The organism is Akkermansiaceae bacterium, from assembly GCA_017798145.1.
GTDB lineage: Bacteria > Verrucomicrobiota > Verrucomicrobiia > Verrucomicrobiales > Akkermansiaceae > Luteolibacter.
Genome location: CP059069.1, coordinates 1,338,289 through 1,354,070 on the forward strand (window position 1 = coordinate 1,338,289; position 15,782 = coordinate 1,354,070).

Consider the following 15,782-nt stretch of genomic DNA (forward strand, 5'->3'; position numbering starts at 1 on the left):
TCACCTTGCCAGTTCAAGGCTCGCGGCGAATGCCCTGAGCGCCTCCCTTTCCGCCGCCACCTCGTCCTCCGCGCCGACCATTTTCAGCGTCAGGATCCTGCCTCCGACCTCCGCGATCACGCCCGCGAGTGCCTGCCCTGCTTTTGCGGGAGCGCCCATGCCGGAGGCATACGATCCGGTGGCCTCCACCCACACCCCCTCGGTTCCGGCGATGGGGGTCTTGGCCAGCACATCCATCTCGGCGGGCGTCAGCGGATCGCGCCCGAACTGGCGGAGCCAGCGGTTCACATTGTCCGCCACCGAACCCGAGGCCAGCGTGACGTAAGCCTCTCCGGACTCGCCGAAGCGGTAGTTCAGCTCGCGGAATTCCCTCGCAGGCAGCACCAGCCAGTTTTCCGGCGGATTGCCCTTCAGCGGGCTGGGCTTGGCGTTGCGGAATCGCTCGTCGCTGGTGGCGAAAAGCTTGGGGGAACGGTCTTTCGAGGTCTCCTTGCGCGTCTCCTCAACGCTCATCCGAACCGCCTTGTTTTCGCAGGCGGAAATCATCAGGCAAACAAGGGCCAGGATAGGGCAAAGGGCTTTCATTTCCGGAGATAGGCGCGGACTCACACGCCCGCAAGTTCAATCACGCCACAATACGCCATTCGCCACCTTCTCTTTCAGGCCTTTGACTTTCCGTTCTCCAGACCTTTCACTGGCTGCGTGGATAGCATCCGATACTTCAACCGCCACACCGGCACGACCGAAACCGAGCAGGTCTATGGCGAATCCTCCCTCCGCTGGGTCTATGGGAACCCGCTCGGGAAACTCTCCCTCCATACCCTCGTCAAGCGCGCCGCCTTTTCGAGATGGTATGGGAAGCGCATGTCAAAACCCGAATCCGCCGCCAGGGTGGGGCCTTTCATCGAGCGCTACGGCCTCGACCCCGCCGACTTCGCCGATGATCCGTCCTCCTTCCGCAGCTTCAACGAATTCTTCTACCGCAAGCTCAAGCCCGAAGCCCGCCCCATCGCGGAATCCCCCATCGTCTTCCCTGCCGACGGTCGCCACCTCGGATTTCCCGACATCTCCAAAATCGATTCCTTCTTCGTGAAAGGACAAATCTTCGACCTCCCCGCCCTGCTCGGCGATTCTGCGCTGGCAGGGAAATTCGCCAAGGGCAGCCTTGTCCTCTCCCGCCTCTGCCCGGTCGATTACCACCGCTTCCACTTTCCCGCCGCCGGAACCCCCTCGGAAACGAAAACCATCCCCGGCCCGCTGTTTTCCGTGTCCCCCATCGCGCTTGCGCAAAACCTCTCCTACCTCTGGACGAACAAGCGCACGATATGCAGCCTCAGAACGGAGGGCTTCGGAACCATCCTCATCCTTGAGATCGGCGCCACCTGCGTCGGAGCCATCCACCAGACATACACCCCCGGAAAGCCGCTGGAGAAAGGCCGGGAAAAAGGCTACTTCGCGTTCGGAGGATCCTCGACCATCACGATCTTCGAACCCGGAAAAGTGAAACTCTCGGATGACCTGTTGGAGCATTCCGCCCTACAAACGGAGCTCTATGCCCGCATCGGCTCTGAAATGGCGACGCCTGCCCGTTAGAAGGGGATGTCGTCGTCATCGAAGTCATCCTCCTTCCGGAGATCCTCCGGCGATGGCTCGTTCTGAGGGGTTTCCTGATTGTATTCGTCCCCGCCACCTCCACCGCCGCCGCCCGAAAGCTTCCAGCACGAAAGGTTCACGTAATACTTGCCGTTGTACTCATTGCCACGGATATCGAAGCTTACGGTCACATCCTGGCCTTCCTTGTAGCTGTCCAGCAGCGAGGTCTTGTCCTTCACCACTTCGAACTTCAGATCCTGGGGATATTTGCCATCCCCCGTCGTCACCACGAACTCCCGCTTCGAGAATCCGCTCGGGTAGGTCTGGGTGTCGCTAATCACTTTGATTTTTCCTGTCGCTTCGTACATGCGCCGATCATTCCCGCAGCGGCCGATATGTCAAACTCAGGAAATGCGGTCGCTAGCTTGGAAAGATCGCGCCGCCTTGTCCGTATCAAGATATGCAGGCAAAGAACAAAGTGGATGTTTTGTGGTTGCCAGGCTTATTGTTTGCATGTAATTAACCAACCCATGTCCATCGCCACGCGCCACAATTCCAAGAAACTCAAGCGCCGCACCACCGGCTATGCCGCCTGCCTGCTGCCTTTCGAAAAGGACGGCAGCATTTCCCGGGAATCGTTCCAGGCCGCCGTCGCCCGCACCACGGATGCCGGCCTCGGCTGTGCGGTGAACATGGACACCGGCTACGCGAATTACCTCGAACCGGCTGAACGCAGCATGATCCTCAGGCTTACCGCCGAAGTCATTGCCGGGCGCAGGGATTTTATCGCAGGCGCATTCGTCGAGGGGCTGGAGGGCGATCTCGTCGGCCTCTACCGCAGCCAGATGGATGAAATCGTCTCCCACGGCGGCACCCCCATCCTGTTCCAAACAACCCGTTTCCACTCCTGGAAACCCTCCGAAATCGTCAATCTTTATTCGCAGGTCTGCGAGGGCTATGAGTCGGTGATCGGCTTTGAGCTTGGTGCCATGTTCGCACCGAACGGCATGATCTTCGACGGGGAAACCATACGTGGCCTCATGGGCATCCCTTCCTTGAAAGGGATCAAGCATTCCTCACTCGACCGTGGCGTGGAGCTCCGCCGCCTGGAAATCCGCGATGAGATCCGGCCGGATTTCAGGATCTTCACCGGCAACGACCTTGCCATCGACATGACCGAATACGGCTCCGACTACCTGCTCGGACTCGCAGCCTTCTGCCCTGAGCTTTTCGCGCTGCGCGACAAATACTGGCTGGAGGGCGACGAACGCTACCACGCCCTCACCGATGCCATCCAGTATCTCGGCAACGTCTCATTCCGCGCCCCCGTGCCCGCCTACAAGCACTCCTGCGCCGTTTTCCAAAACCTCATCGGCCGCTGCCCCTCCCCGCTCACCCATCCAAAATCCGCCACCCGCCCGGAATGGGAAGCAGGCATCCTCGCAGATTGCGCAAAACGCCTGTCCTACGTAGTCTAACAATGATCACCATCACAGACATCGCCAAGGCATTGGATATCTCACCCGCCACGGTGTCGCGGGCCATGAACCAATCCCGCCTCGTGACCCCGGAGCTCACCAAAAACATCCATCGCACCGCCGAGAAACTCGGCTACAAGAAACGCCCCATCCGCCGCCACCGCGGGCGCGCCATCCTCAACATCAAGCTCGTCCTGCCCCGCCACGAGGAACCGGAACGTGCGCTGTTCTATGATCTCGCCGCACTCATCGAGGGCATCCATTCCGGGTTCAAGCACTGCGGCATCAATCTCCTTTGCGAAACGGCCTCGCCGAAATTCAAGCCTTACCCCCACAAAAAAGGCGGCGACCTCAACGGCTTCATCTTCGCGTTCAACCGGCCCAGCACCGCCACGCTTGCCGAGTTGGAAAAATTCGGCACACCCTTCGTCGTACTCAACCGCCAGATCACCGGGCTGCCCTGTGTGGCCTCGGAAAACGCGGAAGGGATTTCGGAAATCATCCGACACCTCAACGAACGCCGCCCCGACCTCAAACCTGCCTTCGTCTCCCTCAAAGGCCTCGGGCAGATCGGAGAGGAACGGCTTGCCGGAATGGCCGCCGCCTGCGCCTCCCGGGGCATCGCCTTCGACCTTGGGAAGGACGTGATTCATTTCGATGAAATTGCCTCCATCAACTCGGAAACCATCCGACCCATGGCGGAAAGTTACAATGCCCTCGTCTGCGTCAACGACATTGTAGGCACCGTGGTCGTCTCCGAACTCGACCGCCTCGGAGTTTCCGTGCCCTTGCAGGTGGCCGTCACCGGCTTCGACAACTCACCGGTGCGCAGGCTTTCACGGCCGATTCTCACCAGTGTCAGCATGCCCATCGGGAAGCTGGCCGGCACCGCAGCAACCATGCTGGAAGAACAGATCATCGAGCACAAGATGCCGCAGGGAATCACCCGCGTTCCCGGCATCCTCATCGTCGGCGAATCCTCCTGAAATTCCCGCATGACGCCCTCACAGCTCGCCATCCACACCTTCACGAACCAACCCTGGGCCATCGGTGAATGCATAGAGAACTACGCCCGCGCCGGCATCGGCGGCATCTCCATCTGGCGCGAAACCATCGCCGGCGAAAATCTGAAAGCCGTCAGGAAACACCTCACTGACTCCGGACTCACCCCCGTCTCCCTCGTGCGCGGCGGCTTCTTCACCGGGAAAACCATCGGTGAGCGCCAATCCGCCATCCCGACAAACCTCGCTGCCCTCAACGAAGCCGAAACCCTTGGCCTCCCCATGATCGTCCTCGTCTGCGGCGCCACACCCGGACAATCCCCGGAGGAAAATCTCGACCAGATCGAGGAAGGCATCCGTGCCATCCTCCCCGCCGCCGAGGCCGCAAACGTCAAGCTCGCCATCGAACCCCTACACCCCATGTATGCGGGCGACCGTTCCGCCGTCGCCTCCATGCGCGACGCAAACCTCCTCGCCCAACGCATCAACCACCCCTTGGTCGGCATCGCCGTGGACACCTTCCACGTCTGGTGGGAAACGAACCTCGAAACAGAAATCCAAACCTGCGCCCTCAACGGCCACCTCTTCGCCTTCCACATCTGCGAGTTCAAGCCCGACTTCGAACACCCCCTCCTCGACCGCGGCCTCCCCGGCGAAGGCGTAAACGCCACGCCGCGCATCCTCAAAATGATCCGCAAAACCAACTTCACCGGCCTCACAGAAGTCGAAATCTTCTCCCGCAAATACTGGGCCATGAACCAACACGACTTCCTCCAAAAAATCCTCGCCTCTACCAAAGATCTCTAACCACAGATACACGCGAATTTCCACGAATCCATTCCAGATATTCCCTAATCATTCGCGAAAATCCGCGTTCATTCGCGGTTAAAACACTGCCTTCGAGTTTAAAGTTTCAAATTTAAAATTTATGAAAAAAATCGGCATCATCCTCAACGGCGTCACCGGACGCATGGGCACCAACCAGCACCTCGTCCGCTCCATCCTCGCGATCCGCGACCAGGGCGGCATCCTCCTCCCCGACGGCTCCCGCCTCATCCCCGATCCCATCCTCACCGGCCGAAACGAAAACAAACTCTCCGACCTCGCAACGAAATACGGTGTCGAACGTTTCACCACCGATCTCGACGCCGCCCTCGCCGATCCCTACAACGAGATCTTCTTCGACGCCTCCGGCACCCCCCACCGCATCCCTTTCCTCGAACGCGCCATCGCCGCCGGGAAACACATCTACTGCGAGAAACCCACCGCCGTCCTCTACTCCGAAGCCCTCCGCATCGCAGAAGTCGCCGAGAAGGCCGGAGTGAAAAATGGCACAGTCCAGGACAAGCTCTGGCTGCCCGGCATCCGCAAATACCAACTCCTCAAGGAGCAGGGCTTCTTCGGAAAAATCCTCTCCGTTCGCGGCGAGTTCGGCTACTGGGTCTTCACCGGCGAGCACGAGGGCCAGCCCATCCAACGCCCTTCCTGGAACTACCGCGCCGAGGACGGCGGCGGCATGATCGTCGACATGCACTGCCACTGGCGCTACGTCATCGACAACCTCTTCGGAAACGTCACCCGCGTCTTCTGCAAGGCCGCCACCCATATCCCCGAGCGTTTCGACGAGGCGGGAAAACCCTTCGATTGCACCGCCGACGATTCCGCCTACGCCATTTTCGAAACCGACACCGGCGTCACCTGCCAGTTCAACTCCTCATGGAATGTCCGCGTTCGCCGCGACGACCTCCTCACCATGCAGGTCGATGGCACCGAAGGCTCCGCCATCGTTGGCCTCCGCAAATGCTGGGCCCAGCACCAATCCGTCACCCCGCGCCCGATCTGGAACCCGGACATCGACTCCCCGATCAATTATTACGACAACTGGACCGAAGTCCCCGACCAGCTGAACTTCGACAACGCCTTCAAGATCCAATGGGAAATGTTCCTCAAGCACGTCGCCATCGACGAGCCATTCAAATGGACCCTGCGCGAAGGCGCAAAAGGCGTCCAGCTCGCCGAGCTTTCCATCAAATCACACGAGGAAGGGCGCTGGGTGGACGTGCCCAAGTAGCGGCGATCTCCGGTCGCCGTCTCCCTATTCCAGCAGCTTCCTCAGCGTGGCGGTGATTTCATCCCGGGAAAGCAGGCTGGCCGCCACCGCGAGAGTCAGGTTTTCCCACGCATCGACGTCCAACTCCTCGTTTTCGAGCAACCCGTTCTCACTCAGGAAAACCAGGCACGTGGCAAGAGCCATGCGCTTGTTCCCATCCACGAACGGGTGGTTGCTGCACAGGTAGAAAAGATAAGCAGCCGCCACCTCGATCGGCTCGCTGATCATCGGCGCACCCATCATCGTCGCTTGGGGTGCCGCGACAGCGGACTCCAGAAGTTCCATCGAACGGATTCCTTCTCCACCGCCGTGAGCGGCCAGAACCTGGGCATGAATGGCAAGAACCGCTTCCACCGTTGGATGCTTCAGAGGAACGCTCACGACAGACGCCTGAAGAGTTCACTGTTCTTTCCGATTAGCCTCTTCGCTGTTTCGGATGCGGTCGATGCCTCAATCAGCGTCTGCTTCATGGGCATTATGGTGATCGCCCCGGTGGGATGGATTTTGAGATCCACCTCATCCCCCGTCTTCAGCCGCGCGAGTTCCATAATCGTATTGTCGAAAATGATCCCCTGCGAGTTGCCGATCTTCGTGATTTTCTTAATCATACCGTAAAACTACGTATTACATGCCTATCTGTCAATTCTCCCTTTCCAGCCGCGTCTAGCCGATCCTTGACACTATGGCATCGCTGGTGCATCACCCCGCCCATGCCGAAACTTTCCATCCGCAACCTCGATGTTTCCTCAAAGGAAATCCTCATGCGTGTTGATTTCAACGTCCCGCTCAAGGATGGCCAAATCACCGACGACACCCGCATCCAGGCAGCCGTCCCATCCATCAAGCACCTCCTCACAGGCGGCGCAAAGCTCGTGCTCTGCTCCCACATGGGACGCCCCGACGGCAAGGCGGATCCGAAATACTCGCTCGCACCGACCGCGAAGCGCCTTTCCGAAATCCTCGGCCAGAATGTGGAACTCGCCCCCGATTGTATCGGCTCGGAAGCTGCGGAGATGAGGAAAAACCTCCAGCCAGGCCAGGTGCTCGTCCTCGAAAACACCCGCTATCACGCCGAAGAGGAAGCGAACGACCCGGCCTTCGCCAAGGAACTCGCCGGCACCGCGCAGATCTTCGTCAACGACGCCTTCGGCACCGCCCACCGCGCCCACGCATCCACGGAGGGAGTCACAAAATTCATCCCCGTCTCAGCGATGGGTTTCCTCATCGAGAGCGAGCTGGAATACCTTGAGGTGAAACTCCAGAATCCGGAACGTCCCTTCCTCGTCATCATGGGCGGCTCCAAGGTTTCCGACAAAATCCAGGTCATCACCGCCCTCATGGAAAAGGCCGACGCCTTCCTCATCGGCGGAGCCATGGCGAACACCTTCCGCAAGGCCCAGGGCTACGAGACCGGCGATTCCCGCGTGGAGTCCGACAAGCTCGACCTCGCCCTCAGCATCCTCGCGAAGGCCAAGGAAAAGGGCGTCGAGTTCCTGCTTCCATCCGATACCCGCATCACCCAGGAGTTCAAGGACGGCGCAACCACCCAAGTCACCGGCATCTACGGCCAGGGCGGCGGGGTTGAAAAAGGCTGGGAGGGCATCGACATCGGCGATGTCGCCATCAAGGAATTCGAGGCTGAAATCGCAAAGGCGAAGACCATCATCTGGAACGGCCCGGTCGGGGTTTTTGAAATCGAGAACTTTGCCCACGGCACCAAGGCGATCGCCGAGGCGATGGCGAAATCAGATGCCGTGACCATCGTCGGCGGCGGGGATTCCGTTACCGCAGTGAACAAATTCGGTCTCGACGACAAAATGACCTTCATTTCCACCGGCGGCGGTGCTTCCCTTGAACTCCTCGAAGGCAAAACCCTCCCCGGCGTCGCAGCGCTTAGCGAAGCGTAATCCATCTCTCACCCCAAACCTCACCACACCATGTCCCGCAAGCCGATCTTCGCCGCCAATTGGAAAATGAACAAGGGAGCCTCCGAAACGGAAGACTTCATCAAATCGTTCCTATCCAAGACCCAAGGTTTCAACCTCCCCGCAGACATCGTCATCGCGCCGCCTTTCACCTCCCTGCCGAAGCTCGCCGACCTGCTCCACAACTCGAACCCCGGCAAGAACGCCCACGCGATCCAGATCGCCGCGCAGAACTGCTCGGAATACGATTCCGGAGCCTACACCGGCGAGGTCAGCGTGCTGATGCTGCGCGAATTCTTCGTCCACTACGTCATACTCGGGCACAGCGAACGCCGCGCCATCTACGGTGAAACGGACGCCACCATCAACGCGAAGATCAAGAAAGCCCGCGAGGCAAACCTCAAGCCGATCTTCTGCATCGGCGAGACCCTCGCCGAGCGCGAGGGCGGCAAGCTCGAATCCGTCCTCCGCACCCAGGTCACCGACGGTCTCAAGGGAGTCTCCGAAAAAGACCTCTCCGACATCGTCATCGCCTACGAGCCCGTCTGGGCCATCGGCACCGGCGTCACCGCCAGCTCCGCGCAAGCGCAGGAAGCCCATGCCTTCGTCCGCTCCCTCATCTCCGATCTCTATGGCTCCGAACCGGCCGCGAAAGTCCGCATCCAATACGGCGGCTCCGTGAAACCCGGCAACGCAGCCGAACTCATGGCCTGCCCGGACATCGATGGCGCCCTCATCGGCGGTGCAGCCCTCGATCCCCAGTCCTTCCTGGAGATCATCAAGAACGGCACCAGCGAATAATTCGTTTGATGTTCTGTTTTCCTAATCGAGCCTTCACCACCATGAAGGCTCTTTTCATTTTGATATGTGGCATCCTCTCGTCCTGCGCGATCGAGAAACCGAAATACGAATCAATCCAGAAAGACGGAAATTTCGAAGTCCGGAAATACGAGGCGATCAAAGTCGTCTCCGCGCCGATGGAAGACATGGGGAAACGCGACCAATCATTCCGCAAGCTTTTCAAATACATCAGCGGGGAAAACGAGGCAAAGCAGAAGATCGCGATGACTTCCCCGGTTTTCATGGATGAAAAAAACGACAAGGCCGCCTCATCGGGGAAAATGAGTTTCATGATACCAGCGGAAGTCGCTGAGAAAGGCGCACCGGCACCGGATGGTGAAGGGGTGGAAGTCACCGAGATCATCGGCGGCACCTACGCAGTCCTCCGCTTCAAGGGATGGGACAAACCGGATAACCGAAAACAGGGAGCAGAAGCCCTCGCAAAACTCATTTCGGAAAAAAAACTCAAGCCCATGGGATCGACGTTTTTCGCCTTCTACGATCCTCCATGGACACCCGAGTTCATGCGCCGCAACGAAATCTGGCAGCGCATCAAGCCGTGACAACATCCCCGGTTGTCATCACCCGGATTCCCTGCATATTACGAGATCATGAGCGATAATCTTCACGACACTTTCAAGGAAATCGACAGGGATCTGAACCATTCCTGGATCGATCTCAGCGCAAAAGTCCGCGACCTCGCCTCCGGCCTCAAGCTGAAAGCCGCAGGGACCAGCCTCGCGCCCGATGCCGATCACCTATCCCAGCAGGCATCCATGCTCTGCGACCACGTGGAGCGGATCCACGCAGATGTTATCAACCTCCTTTCTAGGCTTGAATCCCAACTCCCTCTCCCCGAGTCCGACCCTTCGGCCACCAGCCGTCCAACCAAGCCCAACCCGGACGAGATAGGCAAGGAAGCCGTCCAAATCCAGCGCGAGCACCACGAGCTCCGCAACGACTTCAAGGATGTCCTGAAAGCGCTTTTCATGTGGCGCGATGATCCTGAGGAGCGCTTGCGGGAAAAGCAGTGAGGATACTGAAAACTTCGCTTCTGTCCCGCCACCGCTTCATATTCACGATGATGAGGTAGCTACGAGGTTTTGGGTAACCTCCACTTTTCCTGCCCAATCACCCCGTCATTTTCATGGCAGCCATGATGGCGGCAGCCACAATTGCGGCGATGCTTGCCGTGCCGATCAGCTTGTCTGTCAGGTTCATCTTCGGGCGTAGGACTGAAATGGATTTGGGGAAAACTATCCCTGCGTAGGCCATGCCGGCTAGCAGGCCGCCGAAGTGGGCGGCGTTGTCGATAAACCTGTATCCCACCAAGCCGATCAGCGCAGTCATCACCACGCCGCCTACGAGACGCCTGCGCGCACTGCTGGGAACGAGCTTTGCGTGCAGTGTTTCAAACACCAGCAGGAAGCCGAGCCAGCCCATGAGTCCGCCGGAAGCACCCACGGAGGGAGCGTCAAGAAGACGGGCGGAGGCCTCGCCGCCGACGAGAGCGGAAAAAACAAAAACCATCGGCACATGCGGCCAGCGTGCAAAAACCTCCAGCCGCTTTCCGAGGTAAAGCAGAGCGAGGGCGTTCATCACAAAGTGGACGATGCCGCCGTGGAGCATGGGAGCCGTGAGGAGCCGCCAATACTCGCCACCCCTGTATGCGCCTTTCACAAGCCCCGCCTTCTGCACAGAATCGTGGAATCCGATGATAGATCTGTCATGGATGACCTGCGCGATGAACACGAGCGAGATGACAGCCATGATGACCCATGTGATGGGGGATTTCTGAAAATGGAGCCAGGTCTCGAAGCGGATCACAGGAACCCTGGACGCATGGCCGCACGATGCCCGGGAAATACCCCGCAACCTCTTCTGCGCCTGATACCAAGGGATGAATGCGAAGACCAGGAAAGCCAGGAGCACCATGCCCACCGCCGCAGATGAAGAAAGACCTTTCAACAACAGAGCCGCCTTTTGCATGACATCCAGGGAAACGGCGTTGGCTCTCTCAAAGCCGGGAAAGGTCAGCCAAATCTGGAAGGACATCCATGCAACCAGCGCAACCAGTCCGCCTCCGAAGAGCTTCACCCGTTGCCAGGCATCGGCGAGATCATCGCTCGCCCAGCGCGCCCTGACCTCCCGGACCGATTCCTCAAGGCATGCGATTTCCTCAGGTACGCGGCAGCGGGCGGACTCAGGAGTCCAGACCAGGTCGACCGCACTGTCCTTGTCCTCACGGATGGTATTGGAAAGCGCTTCGGAAGTCTCGCACTCATGCCTGCGCCCCTTGCGGTCCACCCAGCCATACCCCTCACCCGCTTCGGGAAACGCCTCTTCGCGCGCCCAGACCGGCTGATCCAATTCCTCGTTGCCGTCCAGTTCGTCCGCGTTCACACCTTGCAAGCGGCAAGCTTACTCAGGTTTGTCCGCGTTGTTTCCCTCTGTTGCCGGTGCATCAGGAGCGGGAACCGGAACGTCCTCGGCCGGTGCAGGCGCATCTTCGGGCGGTGCAGGCGCATCTTCGGCCGGTGCAGGCGCATCTTCGGCCGGTGCAGGCGCTTCCTCGGCCGGTGCAGGCGCTTCCTCGGCGGGAAGCTCCTCAACGAGAGATTTCGGCACTTCGGGAACTTGCTCCTCTGGCTGTGCCGGCTCAGCGGCTTTCGCCTCGGCCACCGCATCCTTGGGATCCTCCAACAGGGATTTCTGCTTGGACTGCTTGCCGATGAGGATCGCGAGAGTCAGGGCGAGGATAAAAAACAGCGAGCCGAGGTAAACCGTGCCGCGCTGCAGCACGTTGGTCGTGCGGGCACCGAAGACCTGATCCGTCACGCCACCGCCGAACGCCGCGCCGAGGCCTTCCTGCTTCGGGCGCTGCATGAGGATGAGGAGCGCCATGAGCAGGCAGACGATGACGAAGACAACCAGCAGGAGGTTGATGCTAATGTTGAGCCAGTTGATGTCAGCGAAAATCATGGGCGGCGGAATATGGGTATCAGCCCCCGCCTTGTAAAGCAGGGACTTTCCGGTTTTTCAAAGCGATCGGATCCAGGCGGCGACCTTTGCGTCCTCGCCCCCCGAAGCCCATACGTGGCGGAGGAAATCCGCCGGGGCGATGCCGCCGTTGCGGGCGAGGAAATTCCTGTCCCCGCCGCAGCAGAACATCGTATCCGGATCCAGCTCGCCGCGCAGCTTGGCACGGGCTTTCACGAGAATGCGCGGCAGGTAGGCGATCCCCTCGAACTCATCGCCGCGCGCCGGCAGCTCGTCCCTGGAGATCTCCTTGCCGCTCCTCTCGCCCTTCTGCTCCACCAGGAAGTAATCCCTTCGCACCGCCGCAACCAGCAGCGCCGTGCTCACGGAGGGCTCCCCGCCATCCACAAAATCCTCGATGAAATCGAAAAACTCACGTTTCCGATACCCGATGCCTTCGAGGAAATCCAGCTCCCCCTGCGTGTAGCCCGTTTCATAATCAAATTCGCCCTTCCGGTAGGCTTCCGCGCAGCGTTCGAAGGTGGCAATGAATGTATCGTTCCAGTTCATGCGCGGAACATGGAAGCCCCTCGCCACAAATGCCAACGCTTTTTTCCACTTACCCATCGCCGTTTTGCACCTAGTCTCCGGCAGCAAGATGATCTGGAAAACCAAGCGCCGCAACCTCGACCTCGGCACCCGTGCACAGGTCATGGGCATCCTCAACACCACCCCGGACTCCTTTTCGGACGGCGGGAAGTTCGACGCGCCCTCCGCCGCCCTCAAGCATGCCCGAAAAATGATTTCCGAAGGCACCGCCATCATCGACATCGGCGGCGAGTCCACCCGACCCGGCGCTCTCCCCGTTTCCGCCGATGAGGAAATCCGCCGCACCATCCCCGTCATCCGTGCAATCCGCGCGGAATGGGACGGACTGATCTCCATCGACACCACAAAAGCCGCCGTCGCAGGCGAAGCCCTCGCCGCCGGTGCGGACATCATCAACGATGTCTCCGGCCTCACCGCCGATCCCGGAATGGCCGCCATCTGCGCCCCCACGGGCTGCGGCATTGTCGTGATGCACATGCAGGGCACCCCCGCCGACATGCAGGACTCCCCAAGCTACTCCGACGTCGTGGGAGAAGTCCGCTCGTTTTTCCAGGAACGCCTCGAAACACTCACCGCGCTTGGCATAGACCCCGCCCGCCTCTGTTTTGATCCCGGCATCGGTTTCGGAAAAACCCTGGAACACAACCTCGCCCTGATTCGCGCACTCCCCACCCTCGCGCCCTTGGGCCGCCCGCTTCTATTGGGAATCTCCCGCAAATCATTCCTTTCGAAAATCACCGCTGCCAGCGAACCGTCGGAACGCGATGCGCCGACCTGTGCCATCACCGCCCTCGCACGCCGCCAGGGGATCATGCTGCACCGTGTCCATGATGTGAAAGCCAATCTCGCCGCCCTCCATGTCGCGGAAGCGATCGAATGATGGGGAGCCGTCCCTCGTGTTCTTTCAGCCTTTGACTTTCCACCCCGCCCGGCTAGACAAGCGGTATGGAAGATCCGCGCGAACACGGCACCCAGCCCCTTGATGCCCTCATGGAAACATGGGCGCTGACCAACCACGATCTCGTCGAGGCATCCCCCGAGCAACTCAACCACAAGCAGGTCCAGAAAGCCCGCAAAGGACGCCAACTCACCCTCGCCATGATGCAGAAGGTCTGCCGCGCCCTCAACATCAGCATCTGGAACCGCCTCAACAAGGGGCAGAAGGAAACCTACTTCGAATACATGCACCGCCACCTCTTCAACTACGCGAAGAACCACGAGCCGGACTTCGTGGATCCGAACGTGGATCTGTTCCCCAGGAGGGGCTCACCCGAATGACGGTCTCTCCGTCCATCCCAGGACTGCTGCCACACAAGCCGCCGACAGGTGAACCGCCTGCCTCGGTTTGCCCGCTGTTTTCCCAAACACCCGGAGCAACTCCGTTTCCCATATGGATTCTCTCTTGTTTGTCTGGCAAATAGTGGTTGGGTTACGGCGCGGATAAGCCTGGCGGCAGCTTTCCAAGCACTCTTCCTTGCTTGTTCGGCACATGATCCCGGCGAGTGTTTTCATCCGGGTGTCATTCCATTTGGCGCAATGCGCGGAGCAACAGACTTCGGCTCCAGAAAACAAGCCCATACGTTTCCCAACCCATGTCCTTGGGCTGCTTTTCCTGTCCGCAGGACTCTTCAACCCTCGGGGCAAACGGACTTGCGAAGGCGAATCCAATTTTCCTATGCGGAAAAGCCCTTCGTCTGCCCCGCATCGGGGATGATTTCCAGCAGCACAGCCTTCCCATCGCTGCCCGCGCCGTCGAATTCGTCCGCGCGGGTCACTCGCAAATGGTCCATGCCCCATGCCTTGGCGATGGCGCTGAAATCCACAGGTGTCTCCGCTGCCATCCAGGCCTTGGCTTTTTCACCCATGACTGAAAGCCTCGGCACGCGGCCGAAGATCTGTCCGCCGCCGTTGTTGATCACGGCCATGACGCGGCCTTTCGTCACCACCTGGCCGAGCATTTTCAGGCCTGCGAGATCATAGAGCGCGGTGAGGTCGCCGAAGATGCCCCACGCGTTTGCCTCGTGCGCGCTGGCACCGAGCCATGAGCTGATCTGTCCGTCGATGCCGTTGGCTCCCCGGTTCGCGCGCACTGTGCGGACAGGCTTCTCCCACTGCGCGCAGGTGTTCCACTCGCGGATCGGCAGGCTGTTGCCGAGATAGACGCTTCCGGCGATCGATGCGTAAACGGAAAGCGTCCTCATCCAGCCCTGCTCGCTGTCGGGAAATGCCTCGATCGCCTCCTCAATGCGCTCGCCCCTGCCTTCCGCTCCTTCCAAATATTCCGCCCTGTCGCCGATCTCCTCCATCTCGCCCATCGCGGGCAAAATCCTTTCCAATGATCCACGGACGACCTCGGACTCGCGCCCCAGGCCGCGCAGGCCGTTCCTGCAAACCGACCATACCGAAACCTTGGGCATGTCCTCCAGATCGCGCCAGAACCTACCGCTTGGCACCCCGCCCAGGCGCAGGACTTTCGATGGGGGGGCGGCTTTGAGCACCTCGTCCGGGGAGATCACGGCGAGATGTTGGAGCGCCTCGCGAAGCCCGCTCGTCGCCTCCGCCACCACGGGTGCGGCGAGATCCTCGCAGAAATGGAAAACCTCTTCCTGCTCCGCCGGTTCCAGATCACCGATCATCACGACCAGACCGCCCATCGTCCGCTCCCGTATCCACCTCGCGAGACCGCCGACGTTCGGTTTCCCGAAATCCACGGTGAACCCCCCGACATCAAGGCCCCCGAAATCCGTTTCCACTATCGTGAAACCCTCCTCCAGGGCCACATTCAGATGCAGCGGCCGCTTTCCATCCCAGTTTTCCAAGTCATCCGTCGCATAGGTGGAGAAAATCCCAACCTGCTCGATGGCTTGCGGCGCTCCGCTTTCCCGAAAGCCTGCGGGTCGATCCGCGGTCACCAGCACCAGCGGCCTCGCCTGATAAAACGCCTCGACCACAGCCGGCAAAAGTTCCGCCACCGCCGTGCCGCTTGTCACCACCACCGCGCAGGGTTTCCCCGTCGCCATGGTCCTGCCCAAGGAGAAGAACCCGGCCGACCGCTCCTCGAAATGGCTCCAGACCTTGACCTTCCCGGCCTCCTCCATGTTCGAAAGCACCTCCAGCAGCACCGCATTGCGCGCGCCGCCGCAAACCACGAACTCCCCCACCCCGGCTTTCACCGCTCTTTCCAGAATCCCAACAGCCGTTTCCCACGAACCCATGCACAGGTTATTAACCGCCCCGCTTGGCCGAC

19 protein-coding genes are annotated in these 15,782 nt (G+C 60.0%); 11 read left to right on the top strand and 8 right to left on the bottom strand.

Features of this window, described 5'->3' with window-relative positions:
* Entirely contained in the window at nt 1-585 is a 585-nt protein-coding gene (locus HZ994_05710) for a hypothetical protein (GenBank protein QTN31845.1), read from the bottom strand.
* 117 nt (nt 586-702) lie between these two features.
* On the opposite strand from HZ994_05710, the gene HZ994_05715 reads away from it, so the two are divergent.
* Nucleotides 703-1,593, top strand: a complete 891-nt coding sequence (locus HZ994_05715; GenBank protein ID QTN31846.1) for a phosphatidylserine decarboxylase — start codon at nt 703-705, stop codon at nt 1,591-1,593.
* On the opposite strand, the gene HZ994_05720 is transcribed toward HZ994_05715, so the two are convergent.
* Nucleotides 1,590-1,961, bottom strand: coding sequence for a DUF3127 domain-containing protein (locus HZ994_05720; protein QTN31847.1), 372 nt, complete (start codon nt 1,959-1,961; stop codon nt 1,590-1,592). The genes HZ994_05715 and HZ994_05720 overlap by 4 nt on opposite strands.
* A 162-nt stretch (nt 1,962-2,123) precedes the next feature.
* Between HZ994_05720 and HZ994_05725 the strand changes: the two genes are divergently transcribed.
* The 4 genes from HZ994_05725 (at nt 2,124) to HZ994_05740 (ending at nt 6,143) form a co-directional block, all read left to right on the top strand.
* Complete coding sequence (locus tag HZ994_05725) at nt 2,124-3,071, top strand: dihydrodipicolinate synthase family protein (GenBank protein QTN31848.1); 948 nt, start codon at nt 2,124-2,126, stop codon at nt 3,069-3,071.
* Nucleotides 3,072-3,073: 2 nt separating this feature from the next.
* Entirely contained in the window at nt 3,074-4,057 is a 984-nt protein-coding gene (locus tag HZ994_05730) for a LacI family DNA-binding transcriptional regulator (GenBank protein QTN31849.1), read from the top strand.
* Nucleotides 4,058-4,066: 9 nt separating this feature from the next.
* Entirely contained in the window at nt 4,067-4,879 is an 813-nt protein-coding gene (locus tag HZ994_05735) for a sugar phosphate isomerase/epimerase (protein QTN31850.1), read from the top strand.
* Between the two features lie 121 nt (nt 4,880-5,000).
* A complete protein-coding gene (locus HZ994_05740; protein QTN31851.1) occupies nt 5,001-6,143 on the top strand; it encodes a Gfo/Idh/MocA family oxidoreductase in 1,143 nt (380 codons plus the stop codon).
* Nucleotides 6,144-6,167: 24 nt separating this feature from the next.
* Here HZ994_05740 and HZ994_05745 read toward each other — a convergent pair whose 3' ends face one another.
* Both HZ994_05745 and HZ994_05750 read right to left on the bottom strand, forming a co-directional pair.
* The gene (locus HZ994_05745; GenBank protein ID QTN31852.1) at nt 6,168-6,536 is read right to left on the bottom strand and encodes a type II toxin-antitoxin system death-on-curing family toxin; all 369 of its coding nucleotides are present in this window, start codon (nt 6,534-6,536) and stop codon (nt 6,168-6,170) included.
* Between the two features lie 23 nt (nt 6,537-6,559).
* Nucleotides 6,560-6,790, bottom strand: a complete 231-nt coding sequence (locus HZ994_05750; protein ID QTN31853.1) for a hypothetical protein — start codon at nt 6,788-6,790, stop codon at nt 6,560-6,562.
* A gap of 102 nt (nt 6,791-6,892) precedes the next feature.
* On the opposite strand from HZ994_05750, the gene HZ994_05755 reads away from it, so the two are divergent.
* From HZ994_05755 to HZ994_05770, 4 genes are read left to right on the top strand one after another with little or no spacing between them, the layout of a single operon-like run.
* Nucleotides 6,893-8,089 carry a phosphoglycerate kinase gene (locus tag HZ994_05755; GenBank protein QTN31854.1) on the top strand — a complete coding sequence of 399 codons (1,197 nt, stop codon included), beginning with the start codon at nt 6,893-6,895 and terminating at the stop codon, nt 8,087-8,089.
* Nucleotides 8,090-8,119: 30 nt separating this feature from the next.
* Nucleotides 8,120-8,908: a triose-phosphate isomerase gene (locus HZ994_05760; GenBank protein QTN31855.1), complete on the top strand. Its 789-nt coding sequence runs from the start codon at nt 8,120-8,122 to the stop codon at nt 8,906-8,908.
* 41 nt (nt 8,909-8,949) lie between these two features.
* A complete protein-coding gene (locus HZ994_05765; GenBank protein ID QTN31856.1) occupies nt 8,950-9,510 on the top strand; it encodes a heme-binding protein in 561 nt (186 codons plus the stop codon).
* 48 nt (nt 9,511-9,558) lie between these two features.
* Entirely contained in the window at nt 9,559-9,981 is a 423-nt protein-coding gene (locus HZ994_05770) for a hypothetical protein (GenBank protein QTN31857.1), read from the top strand.
* A 97-nt stretch (nt 9,982-10,078) separates the two neighbouring features.
* Here HZ994_05770 and HZ994_05775 read toward each other — a convergent pair whose 3' ends face one another.
* The 3 genes from HZ994_05775 to HZ994_05785 are packed head-to-tail and all read right to left on the bottom strand — an operon-like array spanning nt 10,079 to nt 12,496.
* Nucleotides 10,079-11,350, bottom strand: a complete 1,272-nt coding sequence (locus HZ994_05775; GenBank protein ID QTN31858.1) for a rhomboid family intramembrane serine protease — start codon at nt 11,348-11,350, stop codon at nt 10,079-10,081.
* 18 nt (nt 11,351-11,368) lie between these two features.
* Nucleotides 11,369-11,929 carry a preprotein translocase subunit SecG gene (gene secG, locus HZ994_05780; GenBank protein QTN31859.1) on the bottom strand — a complete coding sequence of 187 codons (561 nt, stop codon included), beginning with the start codon at nt 11,927-11,929 and terminating at the stop codon, nt 11,369-11,371.
* 57 nt (nt 11,930-11,986) lie between these two features.
* Nucleotides 11,987-12,496: a DUF5069 domain-containing protein gene (locus HZ994_05785; protein QTN31860.1), complete on the bottom strand. Its 510-nt coding sequence runs from the start codon at nt 12,494-12,496 to the stop codon at nt 11,987-11,989.
* An 88-nt stretch (nt 12,497-12,584) separates the two neighbouring features.
* On the opposite strand from HZ994_05785, the gene folP reads away from it, so the two are divergent.
* Nucleotides 12,585-13,415, top strand: a complete 831-nt coding sequence (folP, locus tag HZ994_05790; protein ID QTN34326.1) for a dihydropteroate synthase — start codon at nt 12,585-12,587, stop codon at nt 13,413-13,415.
* Between the two features lie 65 nt (nt 13,416-13,480).
* On the top strand, nt 13,481-13,813 hold the full coding sequence (locus HZ994_05795) for a hypothetical protein (protein QTN31861.1): 333 nt from the start codon (nt 13,481-13,483) through the stop codon (nt 13,811-13,813).
* A 395-nt stretch (nt 13,814-14,208) separates the two neighbouring features.
* Here the strand turns inward: HZ994_05795 and HZ994_05800 are convergent, their stop codons facing one another.
* Complete coding sequence (locus HZ994_05800) at nt 14,209-15,750, bottom strand: hypothetical protein (protein ID QTN31862.1); 1,542 nt, start codon at nt 15,748-15,750, stop codon at nt 14,209-14,211.
* Between the last annotated feature and the right edge of the window lie 32 nt (nt 15,751-15,782).

Coding starts and splice junctions, on each gene's coding strand:
- HZ994_05785 (QTN31860.1), bottom strand. CDS start 12,496: ATGAACTGGAACGATACATTCATTGCCACCTTCGAACGCTGCGCGGAA.
- HZ994_05740 (QTN31851.1), top strand. CDS start 5,001: ATGAAAAAAATCGGCATCATCCTCAACGGCGTCACCGGACGCATGGGC.
- HZ994_05750 (QTN31853.1), bottom strand. CDS start 6,790: ATGATTAAGAAAATCACGAAGATCGGCAACTCGCAGGGGATCATTTTC.
- folP (QTN34326.1), top strand. CDS start 12,585: ATGATCTGGAAAACCAAGCGCCGCAACCTCGACCTCGGCACCCGTGCA.
- HZ994_05770 (QTN31857.1), top strand. CDS start 9,559: ATGAGCGATAATCTTCACGACACTTTCAAGGAAATCGACAGGGATCTG.
- HZ994_05720 (QTN31847.1), bottom strand. CDS start 1,961: ATGTACGAAGCGACAGGAAAAATCAAAGTGATTAGCGACACCCAGACC.
- HZ994_05760 (QTN31855.1), top strand. CDS start 8,120: ATGTCCCGCAAGCCGATCTTCGCCGCCAATTGGAAAATGAACAAGGGA.
- HZ994_05795 (QTN31861.1), top strand. CDS start 13,481: ATGGAAGATCCGCGCGAACACGGCACCCAGCCCCTTGATGCCCTCATG.
- secG (QTN31859.1), bottom strand. CDS start 11,929: ATGATTTTCGCTGACATCAACTGGCTCAACATTAGCATCAACCTCCTG.
- HZ994_05765 (QTN31856.1), top strand. CDS start 8,950: ATGAAGGCTCTTTTCATTTTGATATGTGGCATCCTCTCGTCCTGCGCG.
- HZ994_05755 (QTN31854.1), top strand. CDS start 6,893: ATGCCGAAACTTTCCATCCGCAACCTCGATGTTTCCTCAAAGGAAATC.
- HZ994_05710 (QTN31845.1), bottom strand. CDS start 585: ATGAAAGCCCTTTGCCCTATCCTGGCCCTTGTTTGCCTGATGATTTCC.
- HZ994_05725 (QTN31848.1), top strand. CDS start 2,124: ATGTCCATCGCCACGCGCCACAATTCCAAGAAACTCAAGCGCCGCACC.
- HZ994_05800 (QTN31862.1), bottom strand. CDS start 15,750: ATGGGTTCGTGGGAAACGGCTGTTGGGATTCTGGAAAGAGCGGTGAAA.
- HZ994_05735 (QTN31850.1), top strand. CDS start 4,067: ATGACGCCCTCACAGCTCGCCATCCACACCTTCACGAACCAACCCTGG.
- HZ994_05730 (QTN31849.1), top strand. CDS start 3,074: ATGATCACCATCACAGACATCGCCAAGGCATTGGATATCTCACCCGCC.